Source organism: Furfurilactobacillus curtus (genome assembly GCF_045862785.1).
GTDB lineage: Bacteria > Bacillota > Bacilli > Lactobacillales > Lactobacillaceae > Furfurilactobacillus > Furfurilactobacillus curtus.
Window position 1 is genome coordinate 42859 of record NZ_BQXO01000006.1, and the last position, 17034, is coordinate 59892.

General features: G+C 44.2%; 18 protein-coding genes, 1 pseudogene and 2 riboswitches. Of the genes and pseudogenes, 10 read left to right on the forward strand and 9 right to left on the reverse strand.

Features of this window, described 5'->3' with window-relative positions; all coding sequences use genetic code 11:
* Positions 1-64: 64 nt before the first annotated feature.
* From ACKTR2_RS08970 to ACKTR2_RS08990, 5 genes and pseudogenes are all read right to left on the reverse strand, one after another.
* On the reverse strand, positions 65-838 hold the full coding sequence (locus ACKTR2_RS08970) for an ABC transporter permease (RefSeq protein WP_407884633.1): 774 nt from the start codon (positions 836-838) through the stop codon (positions 65-67).
* Entirely contained in the window at positions 825-1742 is a 918-nt protein-coding gene (locus tag ACKTR2_RS08975) for an ABC transporter ATP-binding protein (protein ID WP_407884635.1), read from the reverse strand. Before ACKTR2_RS08975 ends, ACKTR2_RS08970 begins: the two co-directional genes overlap by 14 nt.
* A 2-nt stretch (positions 1743-1744) precedes the next feature.
* A complete protein-coding gene (locus ACKTR2_RS08980) occupies positions 1745-1984 on the reverse strand; it encodes a DUF1048 domain-containing protein (RefSeq protein WP_407884637.1) in 240 nt (79 codons plus the stop codon).
* Between the two features lie 111 nt (positions 1985-2095).
* Positions 2096-2406 (reverse strand): annotated as a pseudogene (locus tag ACKTR2_RS08985) (PadR family transcriptional regulator).
* 165 nt (positions 2407-2571) lie between these two features.
* Positions 2572-3315, reverse strand: a complete 744-nt coding sequence (locus ACKTR2_RS08990; protein ID WP_407884639.1) for an SDR family NAD(P)-dependent oxidoreductase — start codon at positions 3313-3315, stop codon at positions 2572-2574.
* A gap of 102 nt (positions 3316-3417) precedes the next feature.
* On the opposite strand from ACKTR2_RS08990, the gene ACKTR2_RS08995 reads away from it, so the two are divergent.
* The 4 genes from ACKTR2_RS08995 to eno all read left to right on the forward strand — a co-directional run bounded on the left by ACKTR2_RS08995 (position 3418) and on the right by eno (position 8575).
* A complete protein-coding gene (locus ACKTR2_RS08995) occupies positions 3418-3873 on the forward strand; it encodes a MerR family transcriptional regulator (protein ID WP_407884641.1) in 456 nt (151 codons plus the stop codon).
* A gap of 50 nt (positions 3874-3923) precedes the next feature.
* Positions 3924-4469 (forward strand): GNAT family N-acetyltransferase, encoded by a 546-nt coding sequence (locus tag ACKTR2_RS09000; RefSeq protein ID WP_407884643.1) that lies wholly within the window; start codon positions 3924-3926, stop codon positions 4467-4469.
* Between the two features lie 62 nt (positions 4470-4531).
* Positions 4532-4591: riboswitch (Fluoride riboswitch) on the forward strand.
* A gap of 288 nt (positions 4592-4879) precedes the next feature.
* On the forward strand, positions 4880-7240 hold the full coding sequence (locus ACKTR2_RS09005; RefSeq protein WP_407884645.1) for an HAD-IC family P-type ATPase: 2361 nt from the start codon (positions 4880-4882) through the stop codon (positions 7238-7240).
* Between the two features lie 54 nt (positions 7241-7294).
* Entirely contained in the window at positions 7295-8575 is a 1281-nt protein-coding gene (gene eno / locus ACKTR2_RS09010) for a phosphopyruvate hydratase (RefSeq protein WP_407884647.1), read from the forward strand.
* A gap of 100 nt (positions 8576-8675) precedes the next feature.
* On the opposite strand, the gene ACKTR2_RS09015 is transcribed toward eno, so the two are convergent.
* The 3 genes from ACKTR2_RS09015 to ACKTR2_RS09025 all read right to left on the reverse strand — a co-directional run bounded on the left by ACKTR2_RS09015 (position 8676) and on the right by ACKTR2_RS09025 (position 10551).
* Complete coding sequence (locus ACKTR2_RS09015; RefSeq protein WP_407884649.1) at positions 8676-9047, reverse strand: rhodanese-like domain-containing protein; 372 nt, start codon at positions 9045-9047, stop codon at positions 8676-8678.
* A gap of 2 nt (positions 9048-9049) precedes the next feature.
* A complete protein-coding gene (locus ACKTR2_RS09020) occupies positions 9050-9577 on the reverse strand; it encodes a MarR family winged helix-turn-helix transcriptional regulator (protein ID WP_407884651.1) in 528 nt (175 codons plus the stop codon).
* A 221-nt stretch (positions 9578-9798) separates the two neighbouring features.
* On the reverse strand, positions 9799-10551 hold the full coding sequence (locus ACKTR2_RS09025) for a matrixin family metalloprotease (RefSeq protein WP_407884653.1): 753 nt from the start codon (positions 10549-10551) through the stop codon (positions 9799-9801).
* Between the two features lie 183 nt (positions 10552-10734).
* Positions 10735-10834: riboswitch (TPP riboswitch) on the forward strand.
* Between the two features lie 53 nt (positions 10835-10887).
* Here ACKTR2_RS09025 and thiW point away from each other — a divergent pair.
* Together thiW and ACKTR2_RS09035 are read left to right on the forward strand one after the other, a co-directional pair.
* Positions 10888-11448 carry an energy coupling factor transporter S component ThiW gene (gene thiW, locus ACKTR2_RS09030; protein ID WP_407884655.1) on the forward strand — a complete coding sequence of 187 codons (561 nt, stop codon included), beginning with the start codon at positions 10888-10890 and terminating at the stop codon, positions 11446-11448.
* Positions 11449-11568: 120 nt separating this feature from the next.
* A complete protein-coding gene (locus ACKTR2_RS09035; RefSeq protein WP_407884657.1) occupies positions 11569-12609 on the forward strand; it encodes a zinc-binding dehydrogenase in 1041 nt (346 codons plus the stop codon).
* Between the two features lie 200 nt (positions 12610-12809).
* Here the strand turns inward: ACKTR2_RS09035 and ACKTR2_RS09040 are convergent, their stop codons facing one another.
* Complete coding sequence (locus ACKTR2_RS09040) at positions 12810-13085, reverse strand: SHOCT domain-containing protein (protein WP_407884659.1); 276 nt, start codon at positions 13083-13085, stop codon at positions 12810-12812.
* Between the two features lie 177 nt (positions 13086-13262).
* On the opposite strand from ACKTR2_RS09040, the gene ACKTR2_RS09045 reads away from it, so the two are divergent.
* The 4 genes from ACKTR2_RS09045 to ACKTR2_RS09060 all read left to right on the forward strand — a co-directional run bounded on the left by ACKTR2_RS09045 (position 13263) and on the right by ACKTR2_RS09060 (position 16909).
* Positions 13263-14210 carry a quinone oxidoreductase family protein gene (locus ACKTR2_RS09045; protein ID WP_407884660.1) on the forward strand — a complete coding sequence of 316 codons (948 nt, stop codon included), beginning with the start codon at positions 13263-13265 and terminating at the stop codon, positions 14208-14210.
* A 254-nt stretch (positions 14211-14464) separates the two neighbouring features.
* The gene (locus ACKTR2_RS09050) at positions 14465-15274 is read left to right on the forward strand and encodes an EAL domain-containing protein (RefSeq protein ID WP_407884662.1); all 810 of its coding nucleotides are present in this window, start codon (positions 14465-14467) and stop codon (positions 15272-15274) included.
* Positions 15271-15765 (forward strand): hypothetical protein, encoded by a 495-nt coding sequence (locus ACKTR2_RS09055; protein ID WP_407884664.1) that lies wholly within the window; start codon positions 15271-15273, stop codon positions 15763-15765. Before ACKTR2_RS09050 ends, ACKTR2_RS09055 begins: the two co-directional genes overlap by 4 nt.
* A 16-nt stretch (positions 15766-15781) precedes the next feature.
* A complete protein-coding gene (locus tag ACKTR2_RS09060; protein ID WP_407884666.1) occupies positions 15782-16909 on the forward strand; it encodes a glycosyltransferase family 2 protein in 1128 nt (375 codons plus the stop codon).
* The last annotated feature ends 125 nt before the right edge of the window (positions 16910-17034 follow it).

Sequence of the window (17034 nt, forward strand, 5' to 3'; positions counted from 1 at the left end):
CGTGGTGATCAAAAAGGCTCCAATGTGTGCGATTACCACAAGGGTCCAGAACTAGTTTTCAACTTTATGCCTTTAAATACAGTTGCCGATATCGATACTTGGCAAGTAAGCCCAAGCCGACGATCAAAAGGATCAACCAAATTGTTGAAGTTGCCAGCGTCTGTTGATTAATCACGCCATTTAAGAGTTGACGACTTGCATTGGCAATCGGTGTAAATGGTTGGCGTTGAGCAAACAGTCGCACTGGCTTGGCCATTCCCGTTGTTGGCATCAACGCTGAACTAGTCATAACTAACATAATCAGGAGGTAGGAAAACCCGGTGGCCCCCGCCGTCCCATTAGCCCTTAATGAAAATGGTAGGGCGATGATGGTAATCGCCACACCAAAGCTCACCATTAACGCGAAGGCCAGAACAGTGGTTGTCAAAGTGATGGTCGGTCGATAACCGATGAGTAATGCCGTCACCAATAACGTTATTTCGGAAAGCAACATGAAAATTACTGACGCCACCACATGGGCATTTAAAATGGCCCAACGTTTGATTGGCAGCGTATTCAAACGATCAAGCATTCCGCTGACTTTATCATTATTGATTCGCATGCCGGTGTAGGCCGATGCACTAACCATCGTGAATAGCATGAAGCCGGGAACTGCGTAGTTGAGATACAGTTGAGTATTGTGACCGCTTCCCGTATCAATATTGCCGCCGAAGACGTAAACGAAAAATAGCAAGAGCATGATCGGCATGACGAAGACAGTAATTAGCGTATCGGCATCGGTTAAATTCAGTCGTGATACGCGTTGGGTCAAAGTAACCAATTGCTTAAGCGATTTCATGCCGATCATGCTGGGTAATGGTTAAAAACAACTCTTCCAGATTATGTTCAACTCGCTGCAATGATTCAATTGGTTGTTGAACAGTGGTGATCGCTTGTAGTATCTGAGCGAGCTGATCAGTAGCAAAGATGACGGTGTTATCGGTAAATTGTAGTGGCAGGCCTTGAGCGTTAAATTGCGCGTGAAGTTGGCTGACCACTGCTGGAGTCACGGTTAATTGGTACTGGGCTTGTTGCTGGTGTTTGAGTTGGTCCGGGGTGCCATCAAGCACGATTTTGTCGTGGTGTAGAAAGGCAATGTGATCAGCCAGCGCATCGGCCTCGTCTAAGTATTGAGTGGTCAAGAAAATGGTTCGTCCTGTTTGCTTAATCTCTCGGATCATTTGCCATATTTCTAAACGAATCTTGGGATCAACACTGGTCGTAGGTTTATCTAAAAAGGTAATTGAAGCATCACCAATTAAGCTCATGGCAATGTCTAAGCGGCGTCGCATGCTACCAGAATAAGTGGCTACCTTTTGATCAACAAAGCTGGCGAGGTCAAAACGAGCGATTAGGTCATTGAGTGTTTGCTTGACATCTGGAACGTCACGTAATTTTGCGCTGAAGGTTAGATTTTGACGGCCAGTTAGATTGGCATCGACAGTTGTTGCTTGAGCATTTACACTGATCTGTTGGCGAATTTTGGCGCCATGACCAGTCAGCGAAAGATCGCCATAAAAGATTCGACCAGCATCGCTAGGAATTAGGGTGGTGAGAATCTCAATGAGCGTCGTTTTGCCGGCGCCATTTTCACCTAATAGGGTAAAAATTTCACCAGAATTAATCTTTAGGGACACATCTTGCAAGATGTGTTTTCGGCCAAAGCTTTTTTGCAAGTGATCAATTTTGATCGCTACTGTCATGATTAGGCCTCCAATTGTTGGAAACGATTTTGGAGCTTTGCTTGAGCTTCCCGCATCCAAGTCTCACTTTGATACTCGCATAACAGATCTTCAGCAAAAGCAACTGGGCCATTACCGACGATCTGGCTTAAGGGCTGGTGATCACTAGCGGCCTCTTGAAACAATTGGAGTAATTCATCCAGTAATTGCATGAAGGCATTGGTGCCCCCGAACTGAATTAAGTAATCCTGTAAGACCAACATCGCTTCTCAGTACGGGGTTGGTAATTGTTCAATTTGGCGGCGATAAGTTTTGTAATGTTGCTTAGCTTCACGACTTGCTGACACGATTTGCTGACCATTGTTTAAACATCATTAACGATCCTTTTTCAGTTGATTAATTGTTTGCTCCAAAAATTCCCAACGTTGCCAATATTGATTTAAATAATCTGTGCCAGCGGGGGTAAGTTGGTAGAATTTCCGGACGGGGGCCCTTATCTGAGGCGTTTGTTGACTTGTAAAAGTTGTTTTTTTCGAGTCGTAGTAGCACGGTATAGGGTCCCTTCGGAAATGTCGGTAAAGCCTAATTTACTTAGAAAATGGGTGATTTCATAGCCATACGTTTCACTCCAGGCAATTTTTTGAAGAATAATGCCTTCGAGAAGACCTTTCAGCATTTCTGACATGAATTGATGTTCCTTAGCTTTGGTACTCAGCATTAATTAGTACCGGTACATAGCAATGTGAAGTAGATGGGCTGCCAAGAACCACCAGCCTAATTAATGACGCAACACTAAAAAACTCAGTTCACGCTAGTAACGGGTGAACTAAGTTAAATTTGACGCGTTGGTTTAACGTTTGAAAAGTCCGGCGAAAAAGCCTTTAGCCACGGAAGATACGCCGGTTAGCTCGGGATAAATTTCAATGAATTGTCCCTGATGTGATTGACCATCATTGATAATCTTACTCATTTGGTTGGCAACATTTGCCGATGAATGGAAACCTGGTAATTTAGTATTTCCGTTTAAGTCAGTCGTGGTTGGTCCAGGGTGAATGCTAAAAATTTCAACGGGCAAATGCTGCTTGTTCAGATCTAATGCCAATGTCTGCATCATGACATTTTGGGCCGCCTTAGAAGCTTTGTAGGCCAGCGGATTCCAGTGTGGATTTGGCGCTGTTGGAATCGTGACATTGATGATGCGACCGTTACTTTTAGCTAACTGTGGCAATAGCCCTTGGGTTAACTGAGTAGTGCCAAAAAAATTGACTTGCATCGTTGTGCGTAAATCATCCATAGATTCGGTTAGACTATCTGCTTGACTGCCGGGAATGCCAGCGTTGTTGATCAGCAACGTCAAATTGGGGGCATGCTTGGTCAAGGTCTCAATCGCTGCCGTAATGCTAGTCGGTTCGTTTAGGTCTAAAGTGATTGCGGTTGGGTTCTCAATTCCGGCACTAGTTAATGCGCGGATGGCATTTTGACCGTGAGCGGTGGTGCGAGAACTAATGATGACTTGCCAGCCCTGTTGGCCGAGTGCTTGTGCTAGAGCAAAGCTAATCCCTTTATCACCACCGGTAATAAAAACTGTTTTCATAAGAACATCTCCTAGTTTTAATCAAAACGTTTATGCGTTAAGGTTAGCCTACAACCTCAACCATAGTCTAGGTCAATGCTTTTAAGCAAGAAGGTCGATAACATGGAAACTTATTCAATTCATCAAGTCGCAGAACAATTACAACTTAGTATTTCAACCATTCGTTATTATGATCAGCAAGGATTATTACCCTTTGTGACCAAAAATAAAGCGGGTCACCGGGAATTTACCGTCGCTGATTTAGGCTTCATGCGGACGATTACCTGTTTAAAGCAAACGGGAATGGTGTTACGAGACATTCGTCAATATATTTTGTTGTGTATGGCTGGTGCCAGTAGTATCCCAGCCCGGCGACAATTATTGGCCGCCCATCGACAAGCAGTCATGGATAAGCAGGCACAATTGACCGCTGGGTTAGTGGAGATTGACCAGAAGTTAGTGCGCTATGAAGCGCCAGATGCCAAACAGTTAATTAATCAGCAAGTTACTTTTGCGATTAGTGAGAAAGAGCAACATGGTTTAGCTAATCCATTTGCAACCGATGCGTTAACGAAGTAGGGAGGTTATGGCGATACTGATGGCAAATTACTAAAGGGGAAGATGAACCCATGCACAAGATTCGGTTAGATACTTTACAACCTGAACAAGTCGCCGACTTTTGGCAGTTAGCGTTTGCTGATCCGACGTCGGAATGGACAAAATGGAATGGCCCGTATTTTCATGACCAATTGCCGAGTCAAGCGGAATTCGTCGAACAAATCGCTTCTGAGTCATATATCAATCAACCTTTTCGTCAAGTGATTTGGGTCGGTCAACAAATGGTGGGGCTGGTGTCAGCCTACTATGAAGATGACCCCTTGAAGCGGTGGTTAGATATTGGCATCGTCATCTATGATCAAAGTATTTGGCATCAAGGAGTCGGTGCACAAGCCCTTCATCTGTGGGTTAACCAACTCTGGCAGTTAACGGATTTACCTCACCTTGGCTTAACCACTTGGTCAGGTAACAAGCGGATGATTGCCTTAGCGGAAAAGGTTGGATTTACGCGAGAAGCAACGATTCGAAAAGTGAGATATTGGCAGGACCAGTATTGGGATTCGGTGAAGTACGGGCTCCTACGCGAAGAGTGGCTTGATAAAGAAAACGCTTACTAGAAAATAAGTTTAATTTACTTATTGCAATCAGACGCTTAGCGCTGTACGCTGAACTCGTAAAAAAGTAAACAGGCGATGACGTTCGCCAAAAAAGCAATCAAGCTGATGACGCCTACCACATGTAATTGTGTGGTAGGCGTCTTTTCTTTTTGTCGAGCTACACCAGCTTGTTACCTGTGCCTAGCTCAGCCTGATCAATTGGCAAAGAGCGCCAACAGCTCAGGCTCCACTAGTGCTCGGTAACACCCAGCTGGTTTCGCTTTGATTTGTTTGTCGAGCTACACCAGCTTGTTACCTGTGCCTAGCTCAGCCCGATCAATTGGCAAAGAGCGCCAACAACTCAGGCTCCACTAGTGCTCGGTAACACCCAGCTGACTGCGCTCTGATTTCGTAGATAGGAAGTGGTGAAAATGGTCGAACGGATACAGATTAATCAGCAAAATAATTTTCAATCACTTGAACAAAGCTATGTTGGTCAAGGCCTGAGTGATCAAGAACGTTTAGCCGAACGGAATGCTAGTGGTGATAACCGGATGGTGACACAGGGATTTTCTTGGCGTCAAAGCTTATTAACGCGATTATGGGGCCCAATTCCATGGTTATTGGAATTCGCCATTATTTTTGAAATTGGCTTAGGAAAATGGATTCAAGCGCTGGTTGTGATTGGGCTATTATTGTTCTCCGCGATTGATGGGGCAATTCAAGAACGAAGGGCACAACGCGCGTTAAAGATTGTCCAAACGGATCTGGTGACGACTAGTCGAGTGTTGATTGACCAACATTGGCAGTCGCGTACATCGGATGAATTAGTTGTTGGGGATTTAATTCATCTGACGGCTGGTGATCTGGTGCCGGCTGATTTACGAATCGTAGCCGGCCAAGCACAAGTGGATCAATCGGCAGTGACCGGTGAGACGGTTGCTGAAAGTCGTCGTGTCGGTGAGACACTCACAGCTGCTAGCTTAATCGTCACTGGTGATATCATTGCCCAAGTGTCGGCGGTAGGCGCGGCTAGTAGTTACGGGCGAACGGTAACCTTGACCCAGACGGCTGCGGCCCCGGGACGATTAGAGCGATTATTGTTTACGGTTGTTCGGTATCTGGCATATTTAGACGCTGGTTTAACAGTTCTGCTCGTTATCGGGGCAGTGATTTATCACATGAACTGGCAGGAAATTTTGCCGTTACTCGTAATCCTGATTATTGCGACCATTCCCGTTTCGATGCCATCAAGTTTTACGGTTGCTAACGCGGTTGAAGCGCAAGTCTTAGCTAAGAAACATATTTTGGTCACGGGCTTAAGTGGTATTCAAGAAGCTGGGACGATGGATGTCTTACTAGTGGATAAGACCGGCACACTGACGAAGAATCAGCAACAGTTAGTCAGTGTCGTCCCTGTGGGAGACGTCAAAGAAGCACAACTCATCCAATGGGCCAAAGCAGCCACCAATCCACAAGCCAAAGATGCGATTAGTCTGGCATTGAAGCAGGCAACCAAAGCAGTCAAATTGCCTTTTGAGATTCAAAAACAGCTGCCGTTTAACGCGACGACAAAAGTAGCCCAAGCTATTATTTCCGACGCAGAAATAACGGAGACTGTCACGCTAGGTGCGCCGCAAGCGATTCTTAAGACAGTAAATCCTAAATTCACCGATGAGACTATGGCTCGCCTGGCTAAGCAAGGTCAGCGGGTACTCGCGCTAAGCATCGAAAATGACGGACAGCCACAGTTAGCCGGATGGCTTGGTTTCTCCGATACAATCCGATCCGATACGGCTGAGCAACTTCGGGCCTTACGATCCGCTGGTATTCGGGTCGTAATGCTCACGGGCGACGACCGCTTAACCGCTCAAGCGATTGGTCATGAACTGGGACTATCTGGAAAATATGTCGCAGGTGGATTTTCCGATGATGGATTAGATCATTTGGTTGGGATCGCCAATGTCTATCCTGATGATAAGCAGCGGCTGGTCAAACAATTTCAACAAGCTGGTCACGTTGTCGGCATGATTGGCGATGGCGTAAATGACGCTGCCGCATTGCGACAAGCCGACGTGGGGATGGCAGTCGCAAATGCGCGCGATATTGCTAAACTGGCGGCCCGTGTCGTCCTTGCTCATGCTGGATTAGATGACGTACTAACCGTGGTCAATAGCGGCCGGCGAGTATATCAACGGATGATGACGTGGACCATTACAAAATTATCGCGGACGGCTGTTTTAACGGCTTTATTGACCCTAGGATTCTTATTGACGGGTACCTTTCCAATCTCATTAAGTCTGATTGTGGTAATCGTCGTCTTGAACGATTTAGTGACATTAGTATTAGGAACCGACCAAACAGTAGCGTTGTCGACCACTCCGCGATGGACGTTGCCACGGGTAGCAAAATTAGCAATGATGTTGGCGAGTGGTTGGTTAGTAGTTGGCTTGGGCATCGTTGGTTTGAATCACTGGTTGTGGCATGCTTCGGCCGGCTGGTTGAGTTCCATCTTATTCATGTACTTGATGTTTTCATCAATGATGACGATTTTAATGACGCGGACGAATCAGTCTTGGTGGCAGAACCAGCCAAGTCGCTCTGTGGCAGGCATGATTGGCTTTGATGTGATTCTAACGAGTGTGATTGCCGCAAGCGGCTGGCAAAGTGGCGCGGTGAGCTGGTCGGTGATTGGCTTGATGATTCTGCTAGTTGTATTGGTTGGCACTGGCTTAGATGTGATTAAACAGCATTTTTATCAGCAAAAGATCATGAATCGTGGCGCTACCTAGGTTGCGATTAAATAATTGTTGTTAGCAAAGGCAAAGTAGAAAGGAAATTTAGTCATGAAACAAGTGATTGAGGTTGTTAAGGCACGAGAAATTTTTGATTCACGCGGGAACCCAACCGTTGAGGCAGATGTTGTCCTGAGTGATGGGACTTGCGGTCGCGCCGAGGTTCCTTCAGGTAAATCTACCGGTGAAAATGAGGCGGTTGAATTACGTGATGGTGGTCAACGGCTAGGCGGTAAAGGAGTTAGCAAGGCGGTCAACAATGTTAATACTGAAATTAATGAAGCCTTACACGGACGGTCACCGTTTGATCAGAGCCAAATTGATCAAGTTATGATTGATTTAGATGGAACGCCAAATAAAGCGCGTCTGGGTGCAAACGCAATTTTAGCGGTCTCAATGGCGACAACACGGGCAGCAGCCAGCGCGAATCAAGAGCCGTTGTATCGCTATCTTGGTGGGGTGGATTTAGAATTGCCGCAAACCTTCCATAACGTGATTAATGGTGGCGAACACGCCGATAATGGCATTGATCTTCAGGAATTTATGCTGACACCGATTAAACGGACAAGTTTTCGCGATGGTCTTGAGAAGATTGTGACGACTTACCATCAGTTAGCCAAACTCATTGAAGCGGCTGGTTATTCCACGAGTTTGGGCGATGAGGGTGGTTTTGCGCCAGATTTAGATAACAGTGAAGCAGCGTTGAAATTATTGCATGAAGCCATTGTGGCTGCCGGGTATCAACCCGGCATTGATATTGGGATTGCTTTTGATGCGGCGGCTAGCAGCTTTGCTCAACCAGATGGGCAGTATCAATTTGAAGGTCAGAGCCGTTCAGCTGATCAAATGGCCGCTTACTATGAAGGATTGTTAGATGACTTTCCAGAGATTGTGTCTATTGAAGATCCATTTGGTGAAAACGATTGGGAGAACTTTACTAAATTTACCCAAGCTAATGGGCAACGTGTGCAGATTGTCACTGACGATAATATCTGTACTAACCCGGTGTTGATTCGTAAGGCCATTGAAATGGGGATGGCCAATTCGTTGCTCATTAAGCCCAATCAAATTGGTACGGTCACTGAGACATTAGAGGCCATTAGATTAGCCCGTAAGAATAATTACACGACGATGATGTCACATCGATCGGGGGAAACCGGTGATCCATATATCGCTGACTTGGCTGTGGCGACTAATTCAGGTCAGATTAAGAGTGGTGCGCCAGCTCGCAGTGAGCGGGTAGAAAAGTACAATCAATTTTTACGGATTGAAGAAGAATTGGGCGCCACTGCTCGTTTAGCTCATTTTCCGAACCAAGTTTCCTTAGACTAGTGTGAACGCGATGGCCTAAAAGCAAAATCGACCTTAAAGGATGCCAGACTTGGCGTCTCTTTAAGGTCGATTTTAATATAGTTGCAGGATAATTAATAAATTAGTCAGCTGCCACCGGTTCAATTGGTAAGTGCATGCCTTTCCAGCCTTCTAAGGCGCTGGCTAATTCAAAAGCTTGATAGCCATTAGAGAGCAAAATTAGCAAGGCAGTTTTACCCAATGTTGTGCCGGCTGTCCAGTCATAAACGACGTAAGTCTTATCTTTAGGCAGCGTAGCTAGTTGGGCAGTCAAATCTTTGGCGGCAATGGCCCGCGCACCCTTGATTTGATCCTTTTTGATGGCAGCCGGTGCATTACGAATGTCGAGAACAACGTAGGGAGAATCAGGATCGTCTAAGTGCTCGACGATTTCTTGATGACCAATGTAGAGGCTGAGGTAAGTTTTTAAAAAATCGATTTTTTCATTTTCCATAATTATGACATCTCCTGTGAGTGAGTTAATGATTGAATACCTTGATCAAGAGTCCCCAGTAACTGGGTGAGCGTGGTGCGATCAGCTGGATTAAGACCGGTCATCATCGTATTAACCGTACTAAAATTGTGTGGTAAAAAGGCCGCCAGTTTTTGTTGACCAAGTGAAGTACTTTTTACCACAGTAGCACGTTTGTCAGCTTGAGATGGTGTTTGAGTCACGAAACCTTGTTTAACGAGAGCATGAACAAGCTTGCTGGTCGTTGCCTTAGTAACACCCAATTTTTCAGCGATGGTTGAAACACTCAAGCCTTCAGTACCTGCTCGTTTCAAGAACATCAGAATGATGAATTTAGACTCCGATAAATCAAATTGAGCCAAGACGTCATCGTAAGCGCTTTGTAGGCGTCGAGCGACTTCTTGAAAGCGAAGAAATAAAACGACCGTCTCCGCATCTAGGTTTCCATACTCAGCGTTCATCTCTGTGACCCGATGACTCGTTGGCCGATCCTTGAAATCAATGTGATCCATGCAAACCTCCTCGTAATTTAGTTAGCCGGCTGACTAAATGAGTATAAAACTTTTCACTAACCTTGTCAAAATTGCGCAATAAAACTAGTGAGAAGCTTAAGCAGGGCCTTCTAAGCATAAAAACGGGTGAAGCAGCCAGGGTATTAATCAAAGAAAAGATAATAAATCACACTTGTCAGTTACCCAATTATTTAATCCTCAGCGACCGCTTGCCGAGATGGCTATTGTTGATAAATTTGTTTTAAGGCGTTAATGTCGCCATCACTCAAGGCTGTTTTACCTTGATCAATGGGATACATGACTGAGTTTTGATCAGGACTGTGATCTAGACCTAAAGCGTGGCCTAGTTCATGAACCGACACGGATAAACTAACTGATTGGTCATAGGTGATATTGAGTTGGGCGGACCCATGATTGATCACCACATCAGAAGCGCCTGGACCAACTTGTTCAATGAGTTGTGGGCCGCCTTCGCCGAGCTCGATCGAGCCGAGTTGTGCCGCGGTCATTTGCTTGTGGTAGGTGCCGAAGGCCAGTTGATTCTGCAAGTTAGTTCCTTTACCGGGACGAAGCTTAACGACACCGGTTGCATTGTAAAGTTTAACGGCTTGCTCAAATACGGTGTGAACATTATTCGGCGTGCCGGTGTCGTAGTGATAATAATACGTTGAACTTATTTTCTTGCCTTGCATAATTGGTAAGATTGGCGTCGCGTTAACTGCACTGGTGGCTGAATGGTTAACTGCGACGGAACTTTGTTTAGTCGTTGACTGGCTGGTGGCCTGAGAGGTCGAGCGAATCGATGGTTCATTGAGTTGCGTGATTTCTAGACGGGCATTTTGATAAAGCTGATTGAGTCGTTGTTGCCACGCATTACGTGTCACTTGCGGAATTGGGCTATGGGGGTTACCAAATAAAAAGGCGCCGGCAGCCAAAATAATCATGAAACTGATAAAGCCGCGATGTTGGTGCATAAATAATCCTCCAGAAAATTTCTACCAAGTTTAACGCTTGGTTCAATTAAACGGGCATTAGTTACTTCAATGTGATAAAAAATTAAGTGTCATTGTTAGCTGGAAGGGTAGCTATTTAAACGACCGGGTCTGATGATTCATTATTGAGGTCAATATGGTAGAATAGCTTTAAACTTAATCGAAAATTGTCACTAGGGGCGCTATTTGCTGAGATGGGTTAAAACCCGGTCCCTTTGAACCTGATCTAGTTAACACTAGCGGAGGAAAGTGGCTGACGTGTCGTGAGTTCTGTAAGTAACGGCAAGCTGGCCCTTTCTGTCTGGAAGGGCTTTTTTGGTGGCTAAGATTAGATTAATTGTTGTTGTCACTAAAGCAAGCGAGGACTGTTATATGCAACGAGGCGTTCAATTACGCAAAGGGTTATTCACCATCTTTAGTAGTCTGATTGGATTAGTTTTATCCACCATTGTCGTATTTCCCAATATGGCCCCGTTCCAACACATGGTTGATGTTATCTTGGCAATTTTAGTCGGGCCAGTTTACGCGACGGCGGCCGCCATCATTGTTGGTTTGATTCGCATGTTACTTGAAGGACGACCAGCGGTTGCCGTTACAAGTATTTTAGTCGGACCATTGCTGGCTTGGCTCGCATATCGGATATTTAATCGGTCGACGCTGGCCGCTGCATTTGGTGAGACACTCGGTGTCGGCTTATTTGGCGCAATGATTTCTTTTGTCGTGATGCAGGTCGGTTATGGTTTGAAATTACCCAGTTTCTGGTTTTATGTCCCATATTTCACGCCATCGGCTCTTGTTGGCAGCCTATTGGGTGCCTTCGTTGTTAAAGCATTACGCCAGTTGACGATGATTAAAAAAAGCGATTTTTTAGATAAATGATGAAAATAGTAATACTTATAGAGCAACACCATTGAATGGGTTTCTCGAGTTGAATCACCTAACCATAAGACCGATAATCATAGTGAGTTGAAATTAACGCAGAAAGCGAAGGAAATTCAAATGAAATCGACAATGTTTATGGAACCCGGGAAAGTTGCGATTGAAAATATTGACCGGCCAACAATTCAAGCGCCGGACGATGTTATTTTGCATGTGGTTAGAACTTGTGTCTGTGGTTCAGATCTATGGGCTTACCGTGGTTTGGAAGATAAACCTCACCATTCAGAAAATGGCGGTCATGAGGCACTAGGAATCGTCGAAGCAGTCGGCGATAAGATCACAACTGTTAAACCAGGTGATTTTGTCATCGCCCCATTTACACATGGTTGTGGCCATTGTGCGGCCTGTCGAGCAGGCTTTGATGGTGATTGTCAAAGCCACACGGACAATTTTAGTCATGGCGTGCAAGCTGAGTATGTTCGGTTTGAACATGGCGAATGGGCCTTGGTTAAAGTTCCTGGTCAACCCGTAGATTACAGTGAAGCGATGCTTGATTCATTATTGACGTTAGCAGACGTGATGGCGACTGGCTATCACGCCGCCCGGGTGGCCAATGTCCAAGCCGGCGACACAGTTGTCGTTGTAGGTGACGGCGCGGTTGGCTTATGTGGTGTTATTGCTGCCCAGATGCGTGGGGCCAAACGAATTATTGCGTTAAGCCGCCACGAAGATCGACAACAATTAGCCACTGAATTTGGCGCAACCGACATTGTTGCTAGTCGGGGTGATGAGGCTGTTAGCGAAGTACTGGCGTTAACGAATGGGGCCGGTGCTGACGCAGTCTTGGAGTGTGTTGGTACTGAATTGTCTAATGAAACAGCGATGCAAGTTTGCCGCCCCGGAGGCATTGTCGGACGTGTTGGCCTGCCTCATGAACCTAAAATGGATATGTCTAGTTCTTTCTATAATAACCGAATTATCGCTGGGGGCCCGGCATCCGTGACCACGTATGATAAGTCAGTTCTCTTAAAGGCCGTTTTAGATGGGCAGATCCATCCGGGTAGAGTGTTTACAAAGCGGTTTGGATTAGATGAGATTGATGCAGGTTATCAGGCAATGACCAATCGAGAAGCAATCAAATCTTTAATCGTTGTCGATTAATTGCATACTAATTATGGATAAACAGGTTTGTCATCGTAAAGTCGGCTAGCGAAGAAGCCCTTAAGCCTCGCTAGGCGATAGATAAAACCCTTTATTGATTTTCCAATCAAAAGAAACCCATTTCCTTGCTGGAAGGTGGGTTTCTTTTAGGTTCTGCTTCATTTACTAATTCATCCAGATCAACTGTCACCATCTGCAGTTTAATGATCGAGTAAATTAGCTTTCCGTGTTTTATAATCTTCGTCGCTGACATTACCCTTGGCGTATTCTTCATCCAAGATTTCAAGCGCTGATTTATAGTTGCCATAATGGTGAGCATCGCCGTGATGGTGCCGCGGATTCCAACCAAAGAACATGTGACCAAGCCACATGAGTGCGAAGATAAACATAAAGAGAAAGAACGGAATCATCATAAAATTCCACCAGCCAAAACCACCATTCATCATTGGAAACATCCACGCGTGCGACATCATCATTAATTACCTCGTTTGATTTAAATAAACTGATTTTGACAGACAGTATACGCTCTTTTCGATGGTTCGACGAAGATTACGGCTTTTAAATTTTGACCACTTGATTGGGGCGTATACGTTGAATTCATTTTGCGGGACGTTTACGATGACGATACAATTACTTTTAAAAAGAGGTTAATTATGAAAGCAGCTGTTTTAAATGCTTATGGACAAGTACCCCAATATCAAGATTTTCCAGCTCCAACACCACAAAACGATAATGAAATTTTGGTTCGACCTAAGGCGGCATCGATTAAGCAATTAGATATCATCAAAGCCGCAGGTAAACACTATACGAATTTTGATCCACTACCAGCAGTGATGGGGATGGATGGCGTTGCCCAGTTGAATGATGATGTATTGGTGTACGCAAATGGCGTGACCGGTATGATGGCCGAACAGGCGATAATTGATAAACGCACAATGTTGCCGCTACCAGATGGCTTGGACATAGCGGTCGCGGCATCGATCCCTAATACGTTATCTGGATCCGATGGCGCTTTAACCATTCAAGGAAAAATCAAATCCGGTGATGTCGTCTTGGTTAATGGAGCAACTGGTGCGACTGGTACGATGGCTGTGCAGATGGCCAAGTATCGTGGCGCTAGTTTTGTCATTGCCACTGGTCGTAATGAAGCGACTTTGGCTGAGCTCCGGCAGCATGGCGCCGATGCGACAATTAATTTGCAGCAAGACGATGAACTTGTTAAAGCTGATTTGAAACAAATATATGCCCAAAGTCCAATTGACTTGGTTGTTGACTATTTGTGGGGTCGGCCCGCAGAATTGATTTTATCAACTTTTGGTGAATTACAATTGAGTGTACCAGTGCGTTATGTTAGCATCGGTCAAATGGCAGGAGCGACGATTACGTTGCCTTCACAATTATTGCGCAGTCGTAATGTGACATTAGTTGGGTCTGGCATCGGGAGCATTCCAGCTCCAATCTTACATGATTATCTGCAAAAGACGCTGCCAGAAATTTTTGATTATGCTGCGGCCGGACATCTTTATCTACAGCCAAAGGTGGCTTCATTGAATCAAGTGGCGCAAGTATGGTCAAAAGGGCAAAGTGTACTGGAAATGTGACTAATGGACTCATAAATTAAATAGACTTGGTGAGATCTGCTCGCGATGATTAGAGATAACGTGCGAGTAGATCTTTTTATAACTAAAAAGGAATATTTTTTGTCAAGTAAGTGTAATCGTTAAGTGATGCTATTTAGGAAAACCACTGATATAATAATTATCTATAGCTAGAATTAATTTATTTGTTAAACATAATTTATATGTGAAAATATTTCGATGATGCGAGTCTGATTTGTGAGGTTGTGGTTGTCTTGATGAATTTAGTAATTGAATTAACTGAACTTGCGATTGTTTTCTTAGGAATCTCGGCTACGACTGTTGGAATCGTATTCTTTCGAACACGTCGACGCGTCAATCGCTACTATGACGATAAAAAGCTGCGGTATTTTATCCAACAACAGGTAGATTATCAGCATCGGGTGACTGGATATGAATGTTTATTACGACAACAAAACCAAGCCAATGAGTGGGTGTTACCACAAGATCTGGAACACGTCCCTTTACAACGGGTCATTACGTTATTGACTGAGACCTTTGACCATTTGCCAGACACTGATCCAGAACTTTACTTATCGATTAATTTATCTTGCGAACAAATTATGAGTCCAGAATTTGACTATTTTGTACGCTGGGCGGTTAGTAAAATTGCACCATTTCATTTGGCGATTGAATTTCATGCAAATCGACGACCATTTTGGTTGCAACGGCGTCATTTTCGACAAAAAATTACGGCGGCGCGAGCGGCTGAAGCTAAGTTTGTGGTGGATAACGTCGGGTCTGATAAACACGAACTTCGGCGGATCAAGTGGTTATTACCAGTGGTCGATATGATTAAATGTCCAATGGCTCAATTTCGAAAATCAACTCCTGAAATTTGGTTGGATCTAAACTTACAATTTTGGAATCGACTGACACAAGAGCACCACATCGAGTTGGTTTTAACCGGCATTGAAAGTAAACAGGATGAAGCATTAGCCACACAGCTTAAAATTAAATTACGTCAAGGATACCTATTTGACCGTCCCCGTGATATTCAACAACCTATGAAAGGAACAAATCAGTGAAAGAAAATCAGCGACAACAACTTTACACAGACGCTTATTTTGAGCGTGGACATTGGGGATTAAAGATTTGCCAAACTTTGGTTGCAGTGCTGGGCTGGTTGATTGTGTTATCCCCATTAGTGTTAATGGTCATCAGCGCTATTAGCTTTTATCAGCCCACTTGGTGGCCATGGTGGCATTTACAATTAGCTCAGCGAGAAATGCTTTATTATGCGGTTGTGCTAGGGTTTATCTTTGTGTTGGTCGGCATTTTTACGGTTTCCATGACACTCATTCAAAATCGCAAACGGCAACAATTGGTGGAGCAGTGGCCAACGTTTGATCCATTAAACCAGCAACGTCGCAAGGTTGAATTAAATGCGTTTATGACAAAACGTTTTGGTTCATTAGAAGCGCGACATGCGGTTCGTCAGTATACGGTTAAACCAGAACAAAATTTGGCCACTGATCAAATTCAACAACTTTTTCATCAACAACATTTGGGAAAATAATCTCGGGGGAATTGGCTTGCACGAAAACGTTTGGCAAATCTTATTTTTAATTTTATGTCTTTATCCAATCATTGGTGCCTTTTTTTGGTTTTGGGGCGCGATGGCCTATCGTTTTTTGAAGACGAATAAACGAGATTTAGATTGGCATGAATTATCAATGGATCAGCAACCTTATATCACGATCATGATTCCAGCCCACAATGAAGAAGTGATGATTAAAGATACAATCTCTTATCTGTTTGATCAATTAAATTATCAACAATTTGAAATTCTTGTCTTAAATGATGGGTCGACGGATCAAACGGCGGCCATTTTAACGCAATTGCAAACAAAATATGACCGATTACGTGTCATTAACATTGAGAAAAACAAGGGCAAGGCACATGCGTTTAATATTGGGATGTTCTTTGCTAAGGGGGACTATATTTTAAGTAACGATGCTGATACTATTCCTGAACCGGATGCGCTAATGAAGTATATGAATTTTTTCATTCACGATCAGGATTTAAATACGGCCGCTGTTACGGCAAATATGGATGTTCAAAATCGCTCAACGTTATTAGGTAAATCACAAACAGTTGAATTTTCAAGTATTGTGGGTGTGATTAAGCGCAGTCAGTCAGCAATTAATGATTCAATGTATGCTTATAGCGGCGCCAATACGATGTATCGTAAAGACACTTTAATTGAAGTCGGCGGGTTTCGACAAAATCGGGCAACAGAAGACATCAGTATTGCTTGGGATCATCAAGAGCATGGAACAGTACCGCGTTTTGCCCCTGAAATTATTTTTCATATGAACGTTCCAGAAACTATCGGAGACCTTTTTAAACAGCGCAAACGTTGGGCACAAGGTGGAACCGAAGTCTGGTTAACCAATTTACCAAGTTTCTTGCGGCATCCGATACAACATCGTTATCAGTTTTCAATGTTTATCGATTCAACGTTATCAGTTATTTGGTCGTTTTTCTTTGTTGGGTCAACGATTGCCTTTGTTGGACAACTTACGGTGGCCTTGGGGCGTGGTGACCGATCACAAGTAGTTAATTTGTTCTTGTTAGCTGGTATTTTTATTGGTTTTGAATTGATTGCGGGTTTATTTCAGTTAATTACAGCATTAATCTGTGGATCACAGTGGCGCTAAATTGAAATACCTATTATTTGTGCCATTATATATGCTGTTTTATTGGCTGGTAAATCCGCTAACTGTGATTACAACGTTTGTACCCGCTGTAAAAACAATCATGGGTTTGGGGTCTGGCACTTGGG

Bases quoted from the DNA above. Each gene is read 5' to 3' on its own strand.
- ACKTR2_RS09000 (WP_407884643.1), top strand. From the start codon at position 3,924: ATGCACAAGATTCGGTTAGATACTTTACAACCTGAACAAGTCGCCGAC.
- ACKTR2_RS09005 (WP_407884645.1), top strand. From the start codon at position 4,880: ATGGTCGAACGGATACAGATTAATCAGCAAAATAATTTTCAATCACTT.
- ACKTR2_RS09015 (WP_407884649.1), bottom strand. From the start codon at position 9,047: ATGGAAAATGAAAAAATCGATTTTTTAAAAACTTACCTCAGCCTCTAC.
- ACKTR2_RS09050 (WP_407884662.1), top strand. From the start codon at position 14,465: ATGAATTTAGTAATTGAATTAACTGAACTTGCGATTGTTTTCTTAGGA.
- ACKTR2_RS08995 (WP_407884641.1), top strand. From the start codon at position 3,418: ATGGAAACTTATTCAATTCATCAAGTCGCAGAACAATTACAACTTAGT.
- ACKTR2_RS08975 (WP_407884635.1), bottom strand. From the start codon at position 1,742: ATGACAGTAGCGATCAAAATTGATCACTTGCAAAAAAGCTTTGGCCGA.
- ACKTR2_RS08990 (WP_407884639.1), bottom strand. From the start codon at position 3,315: ATGAAAACAGTTTTTATTACCGGTGGTGATAAAGGGATTAGCTTTGCT.
- ACKTR2_RS08980 (WP_407884637.1), bottom strand. From the start codon at position 1,984: ATGTTGGTCTTACAGGATTACTTAATTCAGTTCGGGGGCACCAATGCC.
- ACKTR2_RS08970 (WP_407884633.1), bottom strand. From the start codon at position 838: ATGAAATCGCTTAAGCAATTGGTTACTTTGACCCAACGCGTATCACGA.
- ACKTR2_RS09040 (WP_407884659.1), bottom strand. From the start codon at position 13,085: ATGATGATGTCGCACGCGTGGATGTTTCCAATGATGAATGGTGGTTTT.
- eno (WP_407884647.1), top strand. From the start codon at position 7,295: ATGAAACAAGTGATTGAGGTTGTTAAGGCACGAGAAATTTTTGATTCA.
- ACKTR2_RS09020 (WP_407884651.1), bottom strand. From the start codon at position 9,577: ATGGATCACATTGATTTCAAGGATCGGCCAACGAGTCATCGGGTCACA.
- ACKTR2_RS09035 (WP_407884657.1), top strand. From the start codon at position 11,569: ATGAAATCGACAATGTTTATGGAACCCGGGAAAGTTGCGATTGAAAAT.
- ACKTR2_RS09025 (WP_407884653.1), bottom strand. From the start codon at position 10,551: ATGCACCAACATCGCGGCTTTATCAGTTTCATGATTATTTTGGCTGCC.
- ACKTR2_RS09045 (WP_407884660.1), top strand. From the start codon at position 13,263: ATGAAAGCAGCTGTTTTAAATGCTTATGGACAAGTACCCCAATATCAA.